Source organism: Microbacterium sp. lyk4-40-TSB-66 (assembly GCF_030209475.1).
In the GTDB taxonomy this organism is placed as follows: Bacteria; Actinomycetota; Actinomycetes; order Actinomycetales; family Microbacteriaceae; genus Microbacterium.
Map to the genome: position 1 here is coordinate 132,915 of NZ_JARVRW010000010.1, position 19,036 is coordinate 151,950.

Sequence of the window (19,036 nt, forward strand, 5' to 3'; positions counted from 1 at the left end):
GTGCGGTAGCGGTCCCGTGTGGGCGAACGGTGCGGTCGCGGTCCGACGTCGGTGGGGTGTGCGGTCTCGGCCTCAGTGCCCTCGGGCGAGGAACTCCAGACCGGCCTCGCGGAACGACCGCGAACCGGGGGCGTTGACGTGGTGCCGCCCCGGGATGTCGGCGAATTCGCCCTGCGGGAGAAGCGAGGCCAGGCGGGCCGACTGATCGTGGATCGGATCCTGCGTGCCGGTGGCGATCAGCACCGGCTGCTGCGGAGGCGACGCCGGATCGGGGTCGGTCTCGCCCAGGCGCATCCCCTCGGCGATCGCGACCAGAGCGCGCAGGTCGTTTCCGGGGACCCGTTCGGCGAGGGAGACATACCGAAGAGTCGTCGCGTCTTCGACCGGCGTGCCGTGGTCGAGGAAGGCGCGGGCCTGGTCGACCTTCAGCCGGGCCAGGGGGCGGCCGTCGGGGATGCCGCCGAGGACCGCCCGCTCGACGTGTTCGGGCGCGTCGACCGCGAGCTGCCAGCCGACGCGACCGCCCAGTGAGTACCCGAGGTATCGGACCGAATCGAGCAGATAGGTGTCGAGCACCGCGACGAGGTCGGACACCAGGGTGGGCATCGTGTACGACGCGGCGTCGAAGGGCTTCTCGCTCGACCCGTGCCCGCGCTGGTCGACCGCCACGACGCGGAAGCCCGCGCGCAGCAGGTCGCGCACCCACCCGGTATTGACCCAGTTGTCGCGCGTGCTCGAGCCGAAGCCGTGGACGCACAGGACCGGGTCGGCGTCTGCGTCACCCCACGTGTACGTGGCGAGGCGCACATTGTCGCCGACGATGACGTACTGCGGCGCGGGCATCTCGGTCAGGGCGGGGACGGCATCCATTCCTCCGATCCTGGCAGATGCGCCGTCCTCGCCCGGGGTAGTGGTCATAGTGGTCTCACGGGTTTTCCGCGCGACCGTCGGGGTGTCCTGAGGGCCCGTGCTCCGGCCCCTCAGCCCGCTCCGGGCTCGATAACGGGGTCCCGCGGCGCCGGGTGGAACGTCCCGAACGCGGCGTCGTGGTGGAGCAGCGGCGGGTACTCGGGAGCGAGGCTCGATCCGACGATCTCGAGCACGACGAGCAGATGGTCGCCCGCCGGATGCTCGGCCGCGACCGCGCACTCCAACCACACCGGTGAGCCGTACAGGGTCACCGCACCCGAGGGGAGCTCGGTGTAATCGACTCCGTCGAAGCGCGCCGCGCTGTTGCGGGACGCCAGCTGATGCACCGACTCGCGGTGAGCGGCGCCCAGGATGCTGACTCCGAGTCGGGCCGCCCCGCGCAGGCGCGGCCAGGTGGACGAGTGCCTCTGGATCGAGAGCGACGCCATGGGCGGGTCGAAGCTCACGCCGGGGGCGAAGGAGGTCGCGACCATCACGGTGGGCGCTCCCTCCACCATCGCGGCGATGGCGACGACCCCCGTCGGAACCCCGGTGAACGTCGCCCGCACCCTGTCGGAGTCGAGGTTCCCGTAGGCCTCGTTCCACCCGTCGAATCGCAGGGGTCGATCACTCATGCGCTCGCCGCCCGCTCGATGCGCTCGTGCCGGTACGCGCTCCCCGGATGCGTGGCGGGAAGCCGATCGTCGTCATGCCCGAGCAGGCGTCGACGCATCGTGCCGCCCAGCGGCACCTCGGGCAGCATCCCGCGTTCCCGCAGGATCGGCACGACGAGGTCGATGAAGTCGCGGTAGGACGCCATCCCGCCGTAGGTGTACTCGATGAGGAACCCGTCGATGTCGGTGTGGTCCACGATCCGCTGCAGCTGATCGGCGACGGAGGTCGGCGTCCCGGTCACCCGGATGCCGCCGATCGAGGTCGTGATGCGATCGAGGATCTCCGCCACCGTCGGTGACTCGTCGCCCTGCTGGAACACGCCGAGCGTCGACTTGCCGACCTCGGTCGAGACGTCAGCCAGCGTGGCGTCGAGGGGGAAGGCCATTAGATCGACGCCGCTCCAGCCCATGAACAGTGCCGCCGCGGCCTCGCGGGACGGCGTGGCATCCAATTCCGCGCGCAGACGCTGCGCCTCCTCCTCCGTCTCGCCCACGATGATCGCCACCGCGTCGATGACCTTGATGTCGCCGGGGTCGCGTCCGTTCTCGACGGCACGGCTGCGCAGGTCCGCGACATTGGCCTTCACCACGTCGAGGTCGCGGTCCTGGATGAAGATGCACTCTCCGAAGCGTCCGGCAAAGGCCCGGCCCGCAGCAGACGTCCCCGCCTGCAGCAGCAGCGGGGTGCGCTGGGGCGACGGGATCGCCGTGAAGTACCCATCGAGCGCGAAGTACTCACCCTCGTGCGTGATCCGGTGCACCTTCGACGGGTCGGCGTACGTGCGTGACGCCTTGTCGAACACGACCGCGTCGTCATCCCAGCCGCCCTCCCAGAGCTTCAGTGAGAGTTCGAGGAATTCCGTGGCGCGGCGGTAGCGCTCGGCGTGAGGGGTGACGGCTGTCTGCCCGAGCAGCTTGGACAGGGCCACCTGGTTGTCACTGGTGACGATGTTCCAGGCGATGCGCCCCTGCGTGAGGTGATCCAGGGTCGTGAACGCACGGGCGTTCAGGTTGGGTTGCTGCGCCGTCGTCGACGCCGTGACGACGAAGCCGAGCCGGTCGACGGTCGCCGCGAGCCCTGACACGAGAAGCATCGGATCGTGCACGGGGATCTGCACCGCCTCGCGCACCACCACCTCGGGAACCGTGCCGTCGGGCTGCATCGGGTAGCCGAGCGCCTCGGCGAGGAAGAGGAAATCGAAGCCGCCGGCCTCGAGTTCTCGCGCCATGTTCTGCCAGTACGGCAGCGTCGCGAAGCCCTCGGTATCGCTGCGGGGATGGCTCCAAGCGTTGCTGATGAAGTTCGGCGTGAACTCCTCGAACGCGCCGAGGATGATCGTCTTGGTCATGCGGGTGCCCCTTGCGAGGACTCGGGTGCGGGGGAGTCGGTGGATGCGGATCCGGCGGATGATGGGACCGAGAACAGGCGGCGAAGCGGCGCGTAGATCGCGACGGCGACGACGAAGCCGACGATGAAGGTGATGTCGCCGAGGTCGGGGAGGGCGGCGGCGGCCGCGCCGACGTACAACGTCTGGTTCGAGAACAGACCGATCGACACCGCGAGCGCGACGACCATCGCGATAACTCCGGCGGGGTTGCGATACGCCCGAGCGGTATAGGTCTCGGGCTCGACGTCGCGCACCGTCATCCGGTCGGCTATCACCACGCCCAGCCACGGAGCGATCCAGTAACCCATCACGAAGAGGAAGTTCTGGTAGCTCCCCACGTCGCCGAGTGCAAACACGGCCAGGACGATCCCGACGATCCCCACGCACACGACGATGGCCGCGCGGGAGAAGGCGGTCGGGAGACGGATGCCGACGGCGCCGAACGACAGCCCGCTCGAATACAGGTTGAGGGCGTTGGCGCACAGTGCCCCGCACCAGATCGCCAGGAGTGTGAAGGCTCCGAGCCAGTCCGGCAGCAGCGATGTGTACGAGGCGGTGGGGTTGTCGGCGCTCCACGCGGCGACCCCGACGGCGGTGACCGCCGCGGCACCGGCGACCTGCAGCACGGAGCTCGAGCCCCACACGCCGATCGATGCGAAGACGCCCGCGCGGGTGGCATCCGAGGGGCGGAGATAACGGGAGTAGTCGGCGGCGAACGGCGCCCACGCCACGGTGTATCCGAACGAGGTGCTGACGGCGAGCCAGAAGGCCCCGGGGATCGGCGCGGCGGGCGTCGATGGATCGGCCTGCGCAGCGATGAGGACGATCCCGACGGCGAAGATGACCGCCAGCGCGGGGAAGGCATAGCGCTCGAAGGCGTGGATGAGGTTGTAGCCGCAGAACGCGAGCGCGAGCGAGACCGCGGCGCTGATGAGCATGCACGGCAGTGTCGGAAGCCCGGTCAGCGCGGCGAGGGCGAAGCCACCGCTGACCGAGTTCACCGCGAACCACCCCACACCGACCAGGACGGCATTGAGGAGGCCCGGGAGGCGGTTGCCGACGAATCCGAAAGCGCGTCGACTGATGACGAGCTGCGGCAGACCCGTGAGCGGCCCCCACCGCGTGAGCACGAAGTGGAACGCCGTGGCCGCGGTGTTGCCGAGCAGGATCGCAGCGATCGCCCCGGGCAGGTCCAGTCCGAAGTAGAGCACGGCGAGCGCGCCGACGAAGATGGTCGCGAACTCGAGGTTCGGGGAGGCCCATGTCCACAGCAGGTCGCGCGGACGGCCGTGGCGGTGGTCGAGGGGGATGGCCTCGACGCCGCCGGGCTCGATCGACGCGATCTTCGTGCCGTACTCTCGGGAAGTGATTTCGGGTGCGCGCATGGCGCTGTCCTCTCCGTCGGTGGTGCGCGTTGTGTGTGGGGAACCGGGTGTGCACGTGCGGGTGGAGCACAAGGTGATAATCTGCAGTTATCACTGCTGACGATAACCGGGGGTTATAACGGGCGTGTTTCATGATGTTGAAGACTCGGGTTCGACGACGGGACCGGCGGACGGTATCGGCGCGCGAGTCCGGGACCAGCGGCGGGCACGCGGGTGGTCGATGCGCGAGTTGGCTCGCCGAGCCGGGGTGTCGCAGCCGTTCGTGTCGAAGTTGGAGAGCGCGCAGCTCGTTCCGAGCCTCGCCACCCTCTACGCGCTCGCCGATGCCCTCGACGTCGGCCCGTCGACCCTGCTCCCGCCGACCGGGGGAAGCAGCACGGCCGGCCGCGAGAGCCTGCATCTGACACTGGCCGACGGCACCGGCGTCGAGCACGTCGAACTGCTGGCGGGTGGCGCCGGAAAAGTCCTCCAGGCATACGAGTTCCGACTCGACGACGGCGAGGGCGACGAGTCGTGGTTCCAGCACTCCGGCGAGGAGTTCGTCTACGTCGTGGCGGGGGGACTCCTCTCCCAGCGCGACGGCCTCGACGAAATCGAACTCGCGGCAGGGGCGTCGTTCTCGATCGATCCGACGGTGCCGCACCGGTGGCGGGCCCTCTCCGGTGGTGCGACGTTCCTCCTCGTCTGCAGCGAGCACGTTCGTTGATCGGAACGGAAGGGGCCGGATGATGGGGAGCGTGACGCGGTCGAGGCGGATGTGCTGTTGCCGCGTGTGCGCTTCGGCATCGCGCACCGGGGCGGCCACCGTCGCGGGCCCGACTGTGTGTCCGCGAAGATGCGCGCCCACCCGCGCCGCCGGAGTGCCGGCGTGACGCCCGCGCACCGTCGTCTCGTCGCCCTGGCGGCGCTGGTGGTGGTGGTCGCGGCGGGGCTGGTCGTCGCCGAGGTCCTGCCGTCGTCGGTGACCACCGACATCGCGGGCGATGCCCTCTACGCCGTCGCCGTGTACACCGGACTCGTCCTGCTCCTGCCTCGGGCCCGCCGGCTGATCCTCGGGATCGCGGCGACCGGGTGGTGCGTCCTCGTCGAGGTGCTGCAGCTCAGCGGACTCCCGGCCGCGCTCGCCGAGCGCGTACCGCCGGTCGCGCTGGTGCTCGGGACGGGTTTCGACGCGCGCGACCTGGTCGTGTACGCGAGCGCGGTGCTCGTCGCCACCGCGGTCGATGCGGCGGTCAGCCGACGGGTGCCCCGCCGCGAGTCGTCCCTGGCCGATTCCTGACGCGTCGGGCGGGTGACCCCTCCTCCCCGGGGACGCTGCCGCGGCGGCGTCCGAGGCCCGGAGTAGGGTGACGGCGGACGAGAGGAGGCCCGCGTGATCGTGCGATTCGACGGCGACGTGTTCCGCTGGGAGGCCCGCAGCGACAGCGACTGGTACTTCGTCGCGCTCCCGCCCGAGTTGAGCGCCGACATCCGTGAAACGCAGACGTTCCGCCGGGGCTTCGGGGGCGTGCGGGTCGAGGCGACGATCGGCGGGTCGATCTGGCGCACGTCGATCTTCCCGCAGGCGGGCGAGGTCTACGTGCTCCCGCTCAAGCGTGCGGTGCGCGACGCCGAGGGGATCGAACCCGGATCCACCGTCGTGGTCGACCTCTTCGTCCTCGACGCCTGAGATCCCGGATGCCATGGGCACTCGCCCCCGCGCTCACGGCGTTCGCGGTGCTCGGCGGCGTCCTCGCGGTGGTCGACGCCCGCACCCACCGCCTGCCCGACGCCATCCTCCTGCCGGGCGGCGCGACCGTGCTGGTGCTCCTGGGCGGAGCCGCCGTGACGATGGGGGAGCCGCTGCGTGCGGTGGGGGTCGCCGGGGGAGCGGCGGGGGCGTTCGTCGCCTGCCTCACCGTGCACCTCGCCCGCCCCTCCGCGTTCGGCGGCGGTGACGTCAAGCTCGCGGGACTCTGCGGCGCGGTGCTCGGGTGGATCGGCCCCGAGGCGGTGGCATCCGGGATCGCGCTGGGCTTCATCGCCGGCGGGATCGCTTCGACCGGCGCCGTTCTCGCCGGGGCGCGCGATGCGTCGATCGCCTTCGGACCGTACCTGCTCGCGGGGGCTTGGGCACGTTTGCTGGTGGGTCCGTGAGCGGGTGCGCCCGTACCTGCTCGTGGAGGCGCAGGCATGCGTGCTCGCTGGTCCGTGAGCGGGTGCGCCGCGGGGGAGCGGTGGGCTCGAGCGCGCCGCCCGACCGGGCGACGCTGTCCCGCCCGCGCGCCGCGGTCAACCCTGCTCGGGCGTCGGCGCCGCGTCGATACGCTGAGCCCATGCTCGACCTGATCCGTCGCGTCACCGCGTGGGCGCTGTCGCTCCGCCTCGTGCGCGCCTTCCTCGTCTACTCGGGAGCGCGCGGCCCGAGCCTGGCCGACAGCGTCACCTATCGCACGCTCTTCAGCCTCTTCGCCGCCGTGCTCATCGGTTTCTCGTTCGCCTCCCTCTGGCTGGCGGGGAACCCGGAGGGGCTGAGCGCCCTCGTGCGGTCGGTGAACAGCGTGGTTCCGGGGCTGGTCGGCGAGAACGGACTGATCAAGATCGAGGACATCGATGCGCCCGCCGGACTCACCATCGCCGGCATCGTCGGCTCGCTGGGTCTGATCGGTGCCGCCATCGGAGCGATCGGGTCGTTGCGCGCCGCCCTGCGCCAGATCGCCGGCGTCACCACCGACGACACCCTCGTCGTGTGGGTGCTGCTGCGCAACCTCGCCCTCGCGATCGGCATCGGCGTCGCCCTCGTGGCGGGTGCGGCGGTCACCTTCCTCGCCACCGCCGGCCTGACGTTCGTACGGGAGCTCCTCGGCGTCTCCGCCGACTCCTGGGTCACCGCCGTGCTCACGTGGCTGCTGTCGACGGTGGTGGTGCTCGCGCTGGACTCGGCCGCGATCGCCGCCGCCTTCGCGCTGCTGTCGGGCGTGCGCGCCCGGCGCGGCACCCTCATCCGCGGCGCACTGATCGGCGGCGTCGGCCTCGTGGTGCTGCAGCAGCTCTCGGGACTCTTCGTCGGAGGCGCGAGCAGCAACCCGCTGCTGGCGACCTTCGCCTCGCTCATCGCCCTTCTGCTGTGGCTGAACCTTTCGAGCCAGGTCATCCTCATCGCCGGCGCCTACATCACGGTCGCCACCGAGGAGGACCACGACCGCGTGCGGGCGAAGTACGGTGCCGCGACGATGATCCAGTTCCGCGTCCGGCGTGCCGAGAAGGCGATGAGCGCCGCCCTCGGTGAGCTGAACGCCGCGCGGGAGGCCGAGGCGAAGGAGCGCGAGACCCTCGCCAAGACCGATCCCGCGGCTGCGGCACGGGAGAGCGACGCCGAGCACGACGCACGGGCGAAGAGCGATGTCTGACGACCCGACCGGCTTCGACGACGGCGCTCGCGGAGCGACGAGCCATGTCTGAGACCGCGGGTGACAGCGGGAGCCGCGTTGCTGCGCCCGCGGCGCACCGCACCGCGGCCTACACGGCGGATGCCGTGCGGGCCGCCGAGGCTCCCCTGATCGCCGAGGGTCGGCCCCTCATGAGGTGGGCCGCCGAGGCTCTGGCCGAGATCGTCGCGGTCGAGCTGAACGCAGCCCCCGGTGCCGTGCTCGTGCTGGCCGGCGCGGGTGACAACGGCGGCGACGCGCTGTACGCGGCCGCTGACCTCGCGGGCCGCGCGGGCGGCGTCGACGTCGTCCTTGTACGCGACCGCGTGCACCGCGCGGCACTGGATGCCGCGACCGCGGCCGGCGCACGCGTCGTCTCGGCGAGTGACGTCTGCACCCGCCTGAGCGAATACGCGCTCGTGCTCGACGGCATCCTGGGGATCGGCCGGTTGAGCGATCGACGGCTCCGCGGGTCCGCCCGCGCGCTCGTCGAAGCCCTTCTCGCGCTCCCCGAGCGCCCGCGTGTCGTCGCCGTCGATGTGCCGAGCGGCCTCGATCCCGATGACGGGTCGGCGGAGGGTTCCGTGCTCCCCGCCGACGTCACCGTCACGTTCGGGGCCGTGAAGGCCGGGCTCGTGCGCGGGCGCGGTCCCGAGCTGTCGGGGCGGGTGCACCTGGTCGACCTCGGGCTCGAGCCCGCACTGCGTCGCGCGCACCCGGCGGTGACCGCGCCGATCGCCGTCGTGCGGGTCCCCGCACGTCATCGGCTATGACGGAGCGCTCGAGCGCTCGCCCGCGCTTCGTCACCGCGACCGCCGGGCGGGAACCTCGCCGGGGGAGCGGCTAGCGCGCGTATCTCTCCACGAACGTGCGCAGCATGCGCGACGGCACTGTCACGGGCGCACGGCGCACGGCCGCGAGGGTGGTCTGCAACTCCTCGGCGGCGAAGTAGCCGTAATCCGCGTAGGCGTGGATGCGCGTGACGATGCCGTCGACGTCGAGTTCGGGATGGAACTGCGTCGCGTAGACGTTGCGGCCCACCCGGAACATCTGCACCGGGCACGTGGGGGACGACGCCAACAGCACCGCCGCCCCGGGCAGCGTCGTGATGGCCTCCTTGTGTCCGACGAAGGCGGAGAACGTCTCGGGCAGGCCCTCCGCCAACGGATCGGTGCGGCCGTCGTCGGTGAGGGTCACCTCGACCACGCTGATCGGTTCGGCGAAGCTGCCGTCGATGGTGGCGTCGAGGTGCGTGCCGAGGGTGCCGACGCCGTAGCAGGCGCCGAGGAACGGCACGTCGCGGGCGACGACCTCGTCGAGCAGTGCCGCCATCTCCGCCTCGACCCGTCGCTGCACCGACGACTTCTTCTCGAGAGGGTCGGAGGCGTTGAAGGGGCTCCCACCGACCATGATGCCCGCGACGTCGTCGAGGTCGAGAGCGGGCATGGGCTCGCGCTCCAGGCGGATGCGGCGCAACCTCTCGGGCGGCAGACCGGTGTAGCGGAGGAAGAGCGCGTACTCCTCGTCGGCCGGCAGATCCTCCGCTCGGGTGGCGAGCAGGACGAACGGGCGATCGCCGGGCAGGTCCGTCCATGTCACCCGAGCGATTCTAGGCGAGCACTGTCAAGGCGCCGGGCGGTGTCGGGGCCGCGGTCTACGCTTTCCCCATGGCTATCGCACGACTGACCGGAGGCCCGCTCGACGGGCAGGTCCTCCCGCTCGAGAACGACTCCGACGACACGCTGATCATGCCCTACAGCGAGGGGCAGCTGGTCTACCGCCGCCAGGGCGAGCCGACGAACACCGGCGAGTCCGACGGCCCCACCGAGGCGGTCTTCGCGTTCTCGGAAGAGACCGAAGACATCAACCCCGACGCCGACGGCCGCGACGATTGAGCGGAGCCGCCCACGGCGCGTCGAGCGTCGAGGTCGAGGCCAAGTACGACGTCGACGACGCCACGCCGCTTCCGGACTGGTCGGCGCTGCCGGGTGTCTCGAGCGTCGGTGACCCCGAGCCCCGTGACCTCGACGCGCGCTACGTCGATACGGCAGACGCCGCGCTCGCCCGCGCGGGCGTCGCGGTCCGTCGGCGGCGCGGCGGTCCCGACGAGGGGTGGCACGTGAAGGGTCCGTCGCAGGGCGGGGGGCGCAGCGAGCGTCAGTGGCCGCTCGGCGACATCGCCGATGACGAGGCCGACCCGATCGTGCCCCCGGCGGTTCAGGATGCCGTCGCCTCGATCGCCGCACCCCCCTTGACGCCGCTCGCGCGCGTGCGCAACGACCGCACGGCGTACGCCCTTCTCGACGCCGAGGGAGAGGCGGTCGCCGAGTTCGTCGACGACCGTGTCCGGGCGCGCGACGAGCGACGAGGGGTGGATTCCGCGTGGCGTGAGTGGGAGGTCGAGCTCGGCCCGGCGGCGCCCGAAGACGATCAGGGGCGTGCGACGTTCTTCGCCTCCGTCGATGCAGCGGTGTTCGCCGCGGGCGGTCGACACGCGGCATCCGGATCCAAGCTCGCCCGCGCCCTCGGCCACTGACCACCCACCCGTTCCCGCAGCACCGCCACCCGGCAGACCGGAGGCGAATGCGGAAGGCCCGCCCGGCGAACCGGGCGGGCCTTCGACGTCGTGCGGCGGGTCAGAGGTTGATCATGTGACCCGTGAGGCCGTGGAACGCCTCCTGCAGGCCTTCCGACAGCGTGGGGTGCGTGTGCACGTTGCGCGCAGCCTCGAGGGCGGTGAGGTCCCACTTCTGCGCCAGGGTGAGCTCGGGCAGGAGCTCCGACACGTCGGGGCCGATGAGGTGGCCACCGATGAGCTCGAGCGTCTCGGCGTCGGCGACGAGCTTGACGAAGCCGACCGGCTCGCCGAGGCCGTTCGCCTTGCCGTTGGCCGAGAAGGGGAACTTCGAGACCTTGATGTCGTGGCCGGCGTCGCGCGCCTGCTGCTCGGTGAGACCGAACGAGGCGACCTGCGGGTTGCAGAACGTTGCGCGCGGCATGTTGCGGTAGTCGCCCAGCGTCTGCGTCTCGGCCTTGCCGATCGTCTCGGCGGCGACCACACCCTGCGCCTCGGCGACGTGCGCGAGCTGCAGCTTGGCGGTGACGTCGCCGATCGAGTAGATGTGCGGCACGTTGGTGCGCATGTGGTCGTCGATGTTGATGGCACCGCGCTCGGTGAGCTTCACGCCGGTGTTCTCGAGACCGAAGCCGTCGACCTTGGGCGCGAAACCGATCGACATGAGCACGCGGTCGGCGTCGATCGAGCCCTGCGCGCCGTCCTTGCCGGTGTAGGCGACGGTGACCTTGTCGCCGTGGTCGGTGACCGACTCGACCTTGGTGGAGGTGAGGATGTCGACGCCGTAGCCCTTGTACTGCTTCTGGATCTCTTTCGAGACCTCGGCGTCCTCGTTGGGGAGGGCGCGGTCGAGGAACTCGATGATGGTGACCTTCACGCCGTAGTTCGTCATCACGTAGGCGAACTCCATGCCGATGGCACCGGCGCCGACGATGACGATCGACTCGGGGAGCTCGCGGGTGAGGATCTGCTCCTCGTAGGTGACGACGTTCTCGCTCAGGGTGACGCCGGGGAGGAGACGCACGGTCGAGCCCGTGGCGATGATGACGTTGTCGAAGGTGACCTGCTCCTTCGAGCCGTCGGTCTTGGTCACGTCGATCGTGTGGTCGTCGGCGAAGTAGCCGCGGCCCTCGTACTCGGTGACCTTGTTCTTCTTCATCAGGTAGTGGATGCCCTTGACGTGGCCGGCGGCGACACTGCGCGAGCGGTCGAACGCCTTGCCGAAGTCGAAGTGCACGTCGCCCGAGATGCCGAACAGGTCGGCCTTCGCGTGGAACGTGTGCGCGAGGTCGGCGTTGCGCAGGAGCGCCTTGGAGGGGATGCAACCCACGTTGAGGCACACACCGCCCCAGTACTTCTCTTCGACGATCGCGACCGACAGTCCGAGCTGTGCGCCGCGGACGGCGGCGACGTACCCGCCGGGACCCGCACCAAGAATGACCAGATCGTAATGAGGCATGGGTCAAGCCTATCGTCCGGCGCCGCCGCCTTCGGCGGTGTTCCGCGGCCCGCGGGAGGCGAAGACGTACACCAGCACACCGGCCACGATGACCAGCGCCACCACGAGCAGGATCCACGGCAGCGGGGACGCCGGAGCCGCCGCCTCGACGGGGGCGGCGGTGGGTTCGGCGGACGCGGCGGGCGTCGCCGGCTCGGTCGCCGAGGCGGTGGGGGAGGCGGTCGCGGTCGCGGACGGTGTCGGGGTGGGGGAGGCGGCCGGGACCGAGAACGCGAACTCGCCGTCGATGGGGTGACCGTCGCTCGACACCACTCGCCAGCGCACGGTGACGGCACCGGATGCCGGGCCCGCCAACGCCTGCGTCACCTCGGCGCCCGCGGCCTCGGGCGTGCCGTCGGTCAGCGAGGCGCCGGAGGCGTCGGTCACCTCGACCACCGTCGCGCCCGCGTCGGGGAGCACGTCGGCGCTGAAGGACAGTGTGATCTGCTCCGGCAGCGCCTCGAGCACGCTGTCGGCGGCCGGGTCGGTCGCGACGAGTTCGTCGTGCGCGGAGGCCGGAAGGGCCGGGACGAGGAGGGCAGCGGCGGCCAGGAACGCGGTGGCCAGGACGGCGGGAAGGGTGCGCCGGCGCGGCGCCTGGGGGGACCTCATGCTCCGACCCTAGTTACGGCATCCGAGGAAGGGCCTGGGAGCGACGGCGCTCCCCGGGGGGTCGGAGCCCGACGCGCACCGTCACCCGGACTCGACAGGGGCGTGCTCGGGTCGATAGGTTCGAGTGTCTCGTCGACCGTTTCGCGCCCCGAACCGCGGTGCCGGTATCGGCGGGCCGAGACACATCACGCATCACCATGGCCCGCTCGAGGCCGGTCGCCCTTCCGGCGCGAACCGGTCGGTTATGGTGAATGAGAAGGAGAAGCCGTGGACGAGACAAGCCGATTCGAGCGAGACGACATCCGACGCGCAGGCGAGGCCGCCGCCGCCGGTTCGAACGACACGACCCAGACCCACGACGCCGACCTGTCGTTCGTCCCCTTCGGTGCGGACCTCACCGAGGCCGAGGTCGAGGCGATCGGCGCGCTCCCCTCCGGTGCCGCCCTGCTCATCGTGCGCTCGGGTCCCACCACCGGTGCCCGCTACCTGCTCGACACCGACATCACCACCGTCGGCCGCCACCCCGAGGCGGACCTGTTCTTCGACGACGTCACCGTCTCGCGCCGGCACGCCGAGATCACGCGCACGGGAACGGCCTTCGAGATCGTCGACCAGCGCTCGCTCAACGGCAGCTACGTCAACGGCGAGCGCGTCGACCGCGCCGCGCTCGTCAACGGCAGCGAGGTGCGCATCGGAAAGTTCCGCCTGAACTTCTTCGGTTCGCCGGTCGATCTGCCCGCGGCAGAGCACTGATGGCGGCAGCCCCGTCCCGTAGTCGTCAGACGGCTGCGGGGCTGCTGAGCATCGGGCAGGTGCTCGCGCGCCTGACACCCGATTTCCCCGCGCTGACCTCCAGCAAGCTGCGTTTCCTCGAGGTGCAGGGCATCGTCTCGCCCACGCGGACCGAGTCCGGATACCGCAAGTTCTCTCCCGCCGACCTCGAACGACTGCGCCTGGCCCTCACGCTGCAGCGCGATCACTACCTGCCGCTCGTCGTCATCCGCGACTACCTCGCCGATCTCGACGCCGGCCGCAATCCTGCGCCGCCCACCTCGATCCCGTCGATGACCAGCGCCCCGCGCCGGTACCGTCGCGACGAGCTGCTCGCCGCGGCCGGCGCCGGGCCCCAGCTCCTCAACGACGCCGTGAGCACCGGCGTCATCGTCGGCGCCGAGAGCTACCCCGAGCAGACGGTCGCTCTGCTGCGGGCACTCGTCGCCCTCGATCGTCACGGCATCGAACCGCGCCACGTGCGGGCGCTGCGCCAGAGCGCCGAGCGCGAGGTGTCCCTGGTCGAGTCGGCCTTGTCGGCGCTGCTGCGCCGCCCCGACGCGCCGTCGCGGGCGCGCGCGAGCGAGCTCGCCCCCGAGTTGGCGACGCGGCTCGACGAGGTGCGCACCATGTTCGTCCGTGACGCCCTCGACCGGATGCTCTCCTGAACGCGACACGCCGCGCCCCTCGGAGCGGATGTCATTGCCGGGGCACCTCCGCTGATCTAGCGTGGAAGCAACGAACCGAAGAGGAGGGACGCGAGCATGAACGCTGGCGACGCACTCGGTGAACCTCGGTTCGCCGCCGACCTCCTCTTCACCGACGGTCTGCCCGAGATGGACGACGACACCGGGTACCGCGGAGCGGTCGCCGCACGAGCGGCGGGCATCACCTACCGCCAGCTCGACTACTGGGCGCGCACCGAACTGGTCGTCCCGACCGTCCGCGGCGCCAGCGGATCGGGATCTCAGCGCCTCTACGGTTTCCGCGACATCCTCGTGCTGAAGCTCGTGAAGCGCCTGCTCGACACCGGCATCTCGCTCCAGCAGATCCGCACCGCCGTCGAGCAGCTGCGCGCCGCCGGCATCCGGGATCTGGCGGGCACGACGCTCATGAGCGACGGTGCCTCGGTGTACCTGTGCACCTCGAACGACGAGGTCATCGACCTCGTCAGCCGTGGTCAGGGCGTCTTCGGCATCGCCGTCGGCAAGGTCCTCCGCGAGGTCGAATCCACTCTCGTCGATTTCGAGTCCGCTCAGCCCGACGCGGTCGACGAGCTCGCCGCGCGCCGCGCCGCACGCACCGCCTGACGCCGACTCCTTCGAATCCCGGATGCCATGGCATCCGGGATTCTTCTTCGCCGGGGCCGCGCGAGTCGCGGAGGTTCGGTGCTCGGCCGCTCTTCGAAGCGCCGATTCCCGGCGATTCGCGCGTGCCGCACAGCAGACCGGAAACGACAGACGCCGTCCGGCTGCGGGGCAGCGGGACGGCGTCCGGACGGAGCGAGTGCGGTCAGGCCTGGGGCGCGTCGCCCGCGACGGGGATGCGGCCGGTGCGGACGATCCGGTCGAGCAGAGCGTCGAAGTCGGCAGCCAGTTCCTGCGCCGAATCGCCGGGCCAGACGTGGAGCGGCTTCGCCGCACCCTGCGCCTGCTGGAGCGAGGTGCGCTCGGGCAGCTGCGGGTTGAGCACGAGGGGACCGAACATGTCGCGCAGTTCCTTGATGCGGAACTGGTGCTCGATCGACTGCGGGCGTACGCGGTTGACCACGACGCCGAGCGGCTGCAGGCGCGGCGAGAGGCCGCGACGGATCTCCTCGATCGCGCGGAGGGCGCGGTCGGCGGCGGCGACGGAGAACAGTCCGGGTTCGGTGACGACGACGACGCGATCGCTCGCCGCCCACGCGGTGCGCGTGAGGGCGTTGAGCGAGGGGGCGCAGTCGATGAGCACGAGGTCGTACTCGCTCTCGATGGTGGCCAGGGCCTCCTCGAGCTTCCAGACGTCGCGCACGCTCGGGTGCGGGCCGTCGAAGTTGATCGCCGACGGGCTCCCGATCATCACGTCGATGGTGCCGGGATGCACCTTCGCCCACCCGCTGGAGGTGATCGCCTGACGCACGACCTTCTCTTTCGGGTTCGCCAGGACATCAGCGATGTTGAGACGGCCGGCCACCGAGATGTCCATGCCGGTCGACACGTCGGATTGGGGGTCGAGGTCGACGACGAGAGTGCGAACGCCACGTGCGAAGGCTGCGGAAGCCAGCCCGAGTGTCACGGTCGTCTTGCCGACCCCGCCTTTGAGAGAGCTGACGGAGAGTACGTGCACGAGAGTCCACGTTACCTTCCCCTAGGCTGTGAGCACATTCAGCCCCGCCAGATCGACCTGAGGTGCGCATGTTTTCGAAGATCCTGGTCGCCAACCGTGGCGAGATCGCCATCCGGGCGTTCCGCGCCGCCTACGAGGTGGGAGCCCGCACGGTCGCGGTCTACCCCTACGAGGACCGCGCGTCGCTCCACCGGCTCAAAGCCGACGAGGCCTACCAGATCGGCGAGCGCGGCCACCCCGTGCGCGCCTACCTCGACGTGGACGAGATCATCCGCGTCGCCCGTGAGTGCGGCGCGGATGCCATTTACCCGGGGTACGGCTTCCTGTCCGAGAACCCGGAGCTCGCCGAGAAGGCCGCGGCCCACGGCATCACGTTCATCGGCCCGCCCGCCGAGGTGCTGTCGATGGCGGGCAACAAGGTCACCGCCAAGGAGCACGCGATCGCCGCCGGCGTGCCGGTGCTGCGCTCCACGCCGGCGTCCGACGACATCGACGCGCTGCTGGCGCAGGCGGAGGAGATCGGCTTCCCGATCTTCGCCAAGGCGGTCGCGGGTGGGGGTGGGCGCGGCATGCGCCGCGTCGAGAGCATGGGCGAGCTGGCGCCGGCCCTGGCCGAGGCGATGCGCGAGGCGCAGAGCGCGTTCGGCGACCCCCGCATGTTCCTCGAGCAGGCCGTGCAGCGCCCGCGTCACGTCGAGGTGCAGATCCTCGCGGATGCCACGGGCGAGACGGTGCACCTCTTCGAGCGCGATTGCTCCGTGCAGCGTCGCCACCAGAAGGTCATCGAGATCGCTCCTGCCCCCAACCTCGACGACGCGGTGCGGCAGGATCTGCACCGCTTCGCCGTCGCCTTCGCCCGCTCGATCGGGTACCAGAACGCCGGCACGGTCGAGTTCCTGCTCGAGACCGCGGGTCCCCGCACGGGCGAGGTCGTCTTCATCGAGATGAACCCGCGCATCCAGGTCGAGCACACCGTGACCGAGGAGGTCACCGACGTCGACCTCGTGCAGTCGCAGATGCGCATCGCCGCCGGTCAGACACTCGCCGACCTGCACCTCCAGCAGGGCGACATCCACCTGCGCGGGGCGGCCCTGCAGTGCCGCATCACGACGGAGGACCCCACGCAGGGCTTCCGCCCCGACACCGGCAAGATCACGACCTACCGCTCGCCCGGCGGCGCCGGCATCCGCCTCGACGGCGGCACGACGGCCGCGGGATCCCAGGTCAGCCCGCACTTCGACTCGATGCTGTCGAAGCTGTCGTGCCGCGGTCGGGATTTCCCCGCGGCCGTTGCGCGCGCCCGTCGCGCCCTGGCCGAGTTCCGCATCCGCGGGGTCTCCACGAACATCCCCTTCCTGCAGGCCGTGCTCGACGACCCGGCGTTCATCGCGGGCGACCTCAGCACGTCGTTCATCGACGAGCGTCCCGAGCTGCTGCGGGGACGTGAGTCGAAGGACCGCGGGACGAAGGTGCTGTCCTGGCTCGTCGACACCACAGTCAACCGCCCGAACGGTGAGAACCCGCTCTCGATCGACCCCGGCGCCAAGCTCCCGCCTCTCGATTTCGCTGCGCCCGCCCCCGCGGGTTCCCGCCAGCGTCTGCGGGAGCTCGGTCCGGCGGGATTCGCCCGGGCGCTGCGCGAGCAGACCGCCCTCGCCGTCACCGAGACCACCTTCCGCGACGCGCACCAGTCGCTGCTGGCCACGCGCGTGCGCACCCGCGACCTCGTGCGCGTCGCCCCGCACGTCGCCCGTCTCACCCCGGGCCTGCTCTCGGTCGAGGCGTGGGGCGGGGCGACGTACGACGTGGCCCTCCGCTTCCTCGGCGAAGACCCGTGGGAGCGTCTCGACGCGCTCCGCGAGGCCCTGCCCAACATCGCGATCCAGATGCTGCTGCGCGGGCGCAACACGGTCGGCTACACGCCGTACCCCACCGAGGTCACCGACGCGTTCGTCGCCGAGGCCGCGGCATCCGGTGTCGACATCTTCCGCATCTTCGACGCGCTCAACGACGTGTCGCAGATGCGACCGGCGATCGACGCCGTGCTCGCCACCGGCACCGCCGTCGCCGAGGTCGCCGTCTGCTACACCGGAGACCTGCTCGACCCGGCCGAGAACCTGTACACCCTCGACTACTACCTGCGTCTGGCCGAGCAGATCGTGGAGGCGGGCGCGCACATCCTCGCCGTCAAGGACATGGCGGGCCTCCTGCGTCCCGCCGCCGCGGCGAAGCTCGTCTCGGCGCTGCGCGACCGGTTCGACCTGCCCGTCCACGTGCACACGCACGACACCGCCGGCGGCCAACTCGCCACCCTGCTGGCCGCGTCCGATGCGGGGGCGGATGCCGTGGACGCCGCCGCCGCGCCCATGGCGGGCACCACCAGCCAGCCGTCGCTGTCGGCCCTCGTCGCCGCCCTCGCGCACACCGAGCGCGACACCGGCCTCGACCTCGGCGCCGTGAGCGACCTCGAGCCGTACTGGGAGGCGGTGCGTCACCTGTACCGCCCCTTCGAGTCGGGCCTCGCCGGTCCGACGGGCCGCGTGTACCGCCACGAGATCCCGGGCGGGCAGCTGTCGAACCTGCGTCAGCAGGCCATCGCCCTGGGCCTCGCCGACGACTTCGAGCTCATCGAGGACATGTACGCCGCCGCCGACCGCATCCTCGGGCGCGTGCCGAAGGTCACCCCGTCGTCGAAGGTCGTGGGGGACCTCGCCCTGCACCTCGCCGCCGTCAAGGCCGACCCGGCCGACTTCGAGCAGAACCCCGAGAAGTACGACGTGCCCGACTCGGTCGTGTCGTTCATGGCGGGCGAGCTCGGCGACCTGCCGGGCGGCTGGCCCGAACCGTTCCGCTCGAAGGTGCTCGCGGGCCGGGACGCCAAGACCGGCGTCACCCCGCTCACCGACGACGACACCGCAGCCCTCGCGGGGGAGCCGGGCGATCGACGAGCCCGTCTGAACCGCCTGCTGTTCCCCGGCCCGACCCGGACGTTCGAGGAGATGCGGGCGAACTACGGCGACCTCAGCGTCCTCGACACCGCCGACTACCTCTACGGGTTGCGTGCCGGTGGCGAGCACGTCGTAGAGATCGAGCGGGGCGTTCAGCTGTTCGTCGGGCTCGAGGCCGTCGGCGACGCCGATGAAAAGGGCATGCGCACCGTCATGACGACCCTGAACGGTCAGTTGCGCCCGGTGTTCGTGCGCGATCGTTCGATCGACGTCGAGGTGCGCCAGGCCGAGAAGGCCGACACCTCCAAGCCCGGTCAGATCGCGGCGCCCTTCTCGGGCGTCGTGACGATGAAGGCCAGCCCGGGCGACCGGGTGGCGGCGGGACAGGCGGTCGCGTCCATCGAGGCGATGAAGATGGAGGCGGCGATCACCTCGTCCGTCGAGGGAGTCGTCGAGCGCGTCGCGATCGGTAGCACACAACAGGTCGAAGCAGGAGACCTTTTGCTGGTGATCCGCCCGTCGCAGTAGCCTGGGAGGGGGCGCT

20 protein-coding genes are annotated in these 19,036 nt (G+C 70.9%); 12 read left to right on the forward strand and 8 right to left on the reverse strand.

The features are described from left to right. Positions 1-72 precede the first annotated feature (72 nt). From QRO03_RS13020 to QRO03_RS13035, 4 genes are all read right to left on the reverse strand, one after another. Positions 73-870, reverse strand: a complete 798-nt coding sequence (locus QRO03_RS13020; protein ID WP_285137917.1) for an alpha/beta fold hydrolase — start codon at positions 868-870, stop codon at positions 73-75. Between the two features lie 110 nt (positions 871-980). Continuing rightward, a complete protein-coding gene (locus QRO03_RS13025; RefSeq protein ID WP_285137918.1) occupies positions 981-1,544 on the reverse strand; it encodes a flavin reductase family protein in 564 nt (187 codons plus the stop codon). Then, a complete protein-coding gene (locus tag QRO03_RS13030) occupies positions 1,541-2,932 on the reverse strand; it encodes an NtaA/DmoA family FMN-dependent monooxygenase (RefSeq protein ID WP_285137919.1) in 1,392 nt (463 codons plus the stop codon). Before QRO03_RS13030 ends, QRO03_RS13025 begins: the two co-directional genes overlap by 4 nt. Continuing rightward, entirely contained in the window at positions 2,929-4,356 is a 1,428-nt protein-coding gene (locus QRO03_RS13035; protein ID WP_285137920.1) for a purine-cytosine permease family protein, read from the reverse strand. Before QRO03_RS13035 ends, QRO03_RS13030 begins: the two co-directional genes overlap by 4 nt. A gap of 124 nt (positions 4,357-4,480) precedes the next feature. Here QRO03_RS13035 and QRO03_RS13040 point away from each other — a divergent pair, with 124 nt between their 5' ends. From QRO03_RS13040 to QRO03_RS13065, 6 genes are all read left to right on the forward strand, one after another. After that, on the forward strand, positions 4,481-5,062 hold the full coding sequence (locus QRO03_RS13040) for a helix-turn-helix domain-containing protein (protein ID WP_285137921.1): 582 nt from the start codon (positions 4,481-4,483) through the stop codon (positions 5,060-5,062). 162 nt (positions 5,063-5,224) lie between these two features. Further along, the gene (locus QRO03_RS13045) at positions 5,225-5,635 is read left to right on the forward strand and encodes a ribosomal maturation YjgA family protein (RefSeq protein WP_285137922.1); all 411 of its coding nucleotides are present in this window, start codon (positions 5,225-5,227) and stop codon (positions 5,633-5,635) included. 93 nt (positions 5,636-5,728) lie between these two features. Beyond that, positions 5,729-6,025, forward strand: coding sequence for a DUF1905 domain-containing protein (locus QRO03_RS13050; RefSeq protein WP_285137923.1), 297 nt, complete (start codon positions 5,729-5,731; stop codon positions 6,023-6,025). An 8-nt stretch (positions 6,026-6,033) separates the two neighbouring features. Next, positions 6,034-6,492 (forward strand): prepilin peptidase, encoded by a 459-nt coding sequence (locus QRO03_RS13055; protein WP_285137924.1) that lies wholly within the window; start codon positions 6,034-6,036, stop codon positions 6,490-6,492. 179 nt (positions 6,493-6,671) lie between these two features. Continuing rightward, a complete protein-coding gene (locus QRO03_RS13060; RefSeq protein WP_285137925.1) occupies positions 6,672-7,745 on the forward strand; it encodes a YihY/virulence factor BrkB family protein in 1,074 nt (357 codons plus the stop codon). Between the two features lie 44 nt (positions 7,746-7,789). Beyond that, positions 7,790-8,536 carry an NAD(P)H-hydrate epimerase gene (locus tag QRO03_RS13065; protein WP_285137926.1) on the forward strand — a complete coding sequence of 249 codons (747 nt, stop codon included), beginning with the start codon at positions 7,790-7,792 and terminating at the stop codon, positions 8,534-8,536. 70 nt (positions 8,537-8,606) lie between these two features. Here QRO03_RS13065 and QRO03_RS13070 read toward each other — a convergent pair whose 3' ends face one another. Then, entirely contained in the window at positions 8,607-9,362 is a 756-nt protein-coding gene (locus QRO03_RS13070; protein ID WP_285137927.1) for a glutamine amidotransferase, read from the reverse strand. Between the two features lie 68 nt (positions 9,363-9,430). Here QRO03_RS13070 and QRO03_RS13075 point away from each other — a divergent pair, with 68 nt between their 5' ends. Continuing rightward, entirely contained in the window at positions 9,431-9,658 is a 228-nt protein-coding gene (locus tag QRO03_RS13075) for a response regulator (RefSeq protein ID WP_285137928.1), read from the forward strand. After that, a complete protein-coding gene (locus QRO03_RS13080) occupies positions 9,655-10,299 on the forward strand; it encodes a CYTH domain-containing protein (RefSeq protein WP_285137929.1) in 645 nt (214 codons plus the stop codon). The genes QRO03_RS13075 and QRO03_RS13080 overlap by 4 nt, the downstream gene beginning before the upstream one ends. A 100-nt stretch (positions 10,300-10,399) precedes the next feature. On the opposite strand, the gene lpdA is transcribed toward QRO03_RS13080, so the two are convergent. Together lpdA and QRO03_RS13090 are read right to left on the reverse strand one after the other, a co-directional pair. Then, positions 10,400-11,797 carry a dihydrolipoyl dehydrogenase gene (gene lpdA / locus QRO03_RS13085; protein WP_285137930.1) on the reverse strand — a complete coding sequence of 466 codons (1,398 nt, stop codon included), beginning with the start codon at positions 11,795-11,797 and terminating at the stop codon, positions 10,400-10,402. A 9-nt stretch (positions 11,798-11,806) separates the two neighbouring features. Beyond that, positions 11,807-12,448 (reverse strand): copper resistance CopC family protein, encoded by a 642-nt coding sequence (locus tag QRO03_RS13090; RefSeq protein WP_285137931.1) that lies wholly within the window; start codon positions 12,446-12,448, stop codon positions 11,807-11,809. 267 nt (positions 12,449-12,715) lie between these two features. On the opposite strand from QRO03_RS13090, the gene QRO03_RS13095 reads away from it, so the two are divergent. The 3 genes from QRO03_RS13095 to QRO03_RS13105 all read left to right on the forward strand — a co-directional run bounded on the left by QRO03_RS13095 (position 12,716) and on the right by QRO03_RS13105 (position 14,529). Continuing rightward, positions 12,716-13,201 carry an FHA domain-containing protein gene (locus QRO03_RS13095; RefSeq protein WP_285137932.1) on the forward strand — a complete coding sequence of 162 codons (486 nt, stop codon included), beginning with the start codon at positions 12,716-12,718 and terminating at the stop codon, positions 13,199-13,201. Next, positions 13,201-13,887, forward strand: a complete 687-nt coding sequence (ftsR, locus tag QRO03_RS13100; protein ID WP_285137933.1) for a transcriptional regulator FtsR — start codon at positions 13,201-13,203, stop codon at positions 13,885-13,887. The genes QRO03_RS13095 and ftsR overlap by 1 nt, the downstream gene beginning before the upstream one ends. A gap of 96 nt (positions 13,888-13,983) precedes the next feature. Continuing rightward, entirely contained in the window at positions 13,984-14,529 is a 546-nt protein-coding gene (locus QRO03_RS13105) for a MerR family transcriptional regulator (RefSeq protein WP_285137934.1), read from the forward strand. 202 nt (positions 14,530-14,731) lie between these two features. Here the strand turns inward: QRO03_RS13105 and QRO03_RS13110 are convergent, their stop codons facing one another. Next, positions 14,732-15,544 (reverse strand): ParA family protein, encoded by an 813-nt coding sequence (locus QRO03_RS13110; RefSeq protein ID WP_285137935.1) that lies wholly within the window; start codon positions 15,542-15,544, stop codon positions 14,732-14,734. Between the two features lie 68 nt (positions 15,545-15,612). Here QRO03_RS13110 and QRO03_RS13115 point away from each other — a divergent pair, with 68 nt between their 5' ends. Continuing rightward, positions 15,613-19,020 carry a pyruvate carboxylase gene (locus QRO03_RS13115; protein WP_285137936.1) on the forward strand — a complete coding sequence of 1,136 codons (3,408 nt, stop codon included), beginning with the start codon at positions 15,613-15,615 and terminating at the stop codon, positions 19,018-19,020. Positions 19,021-19,036 lie beyond the last annotated feature (16 nt).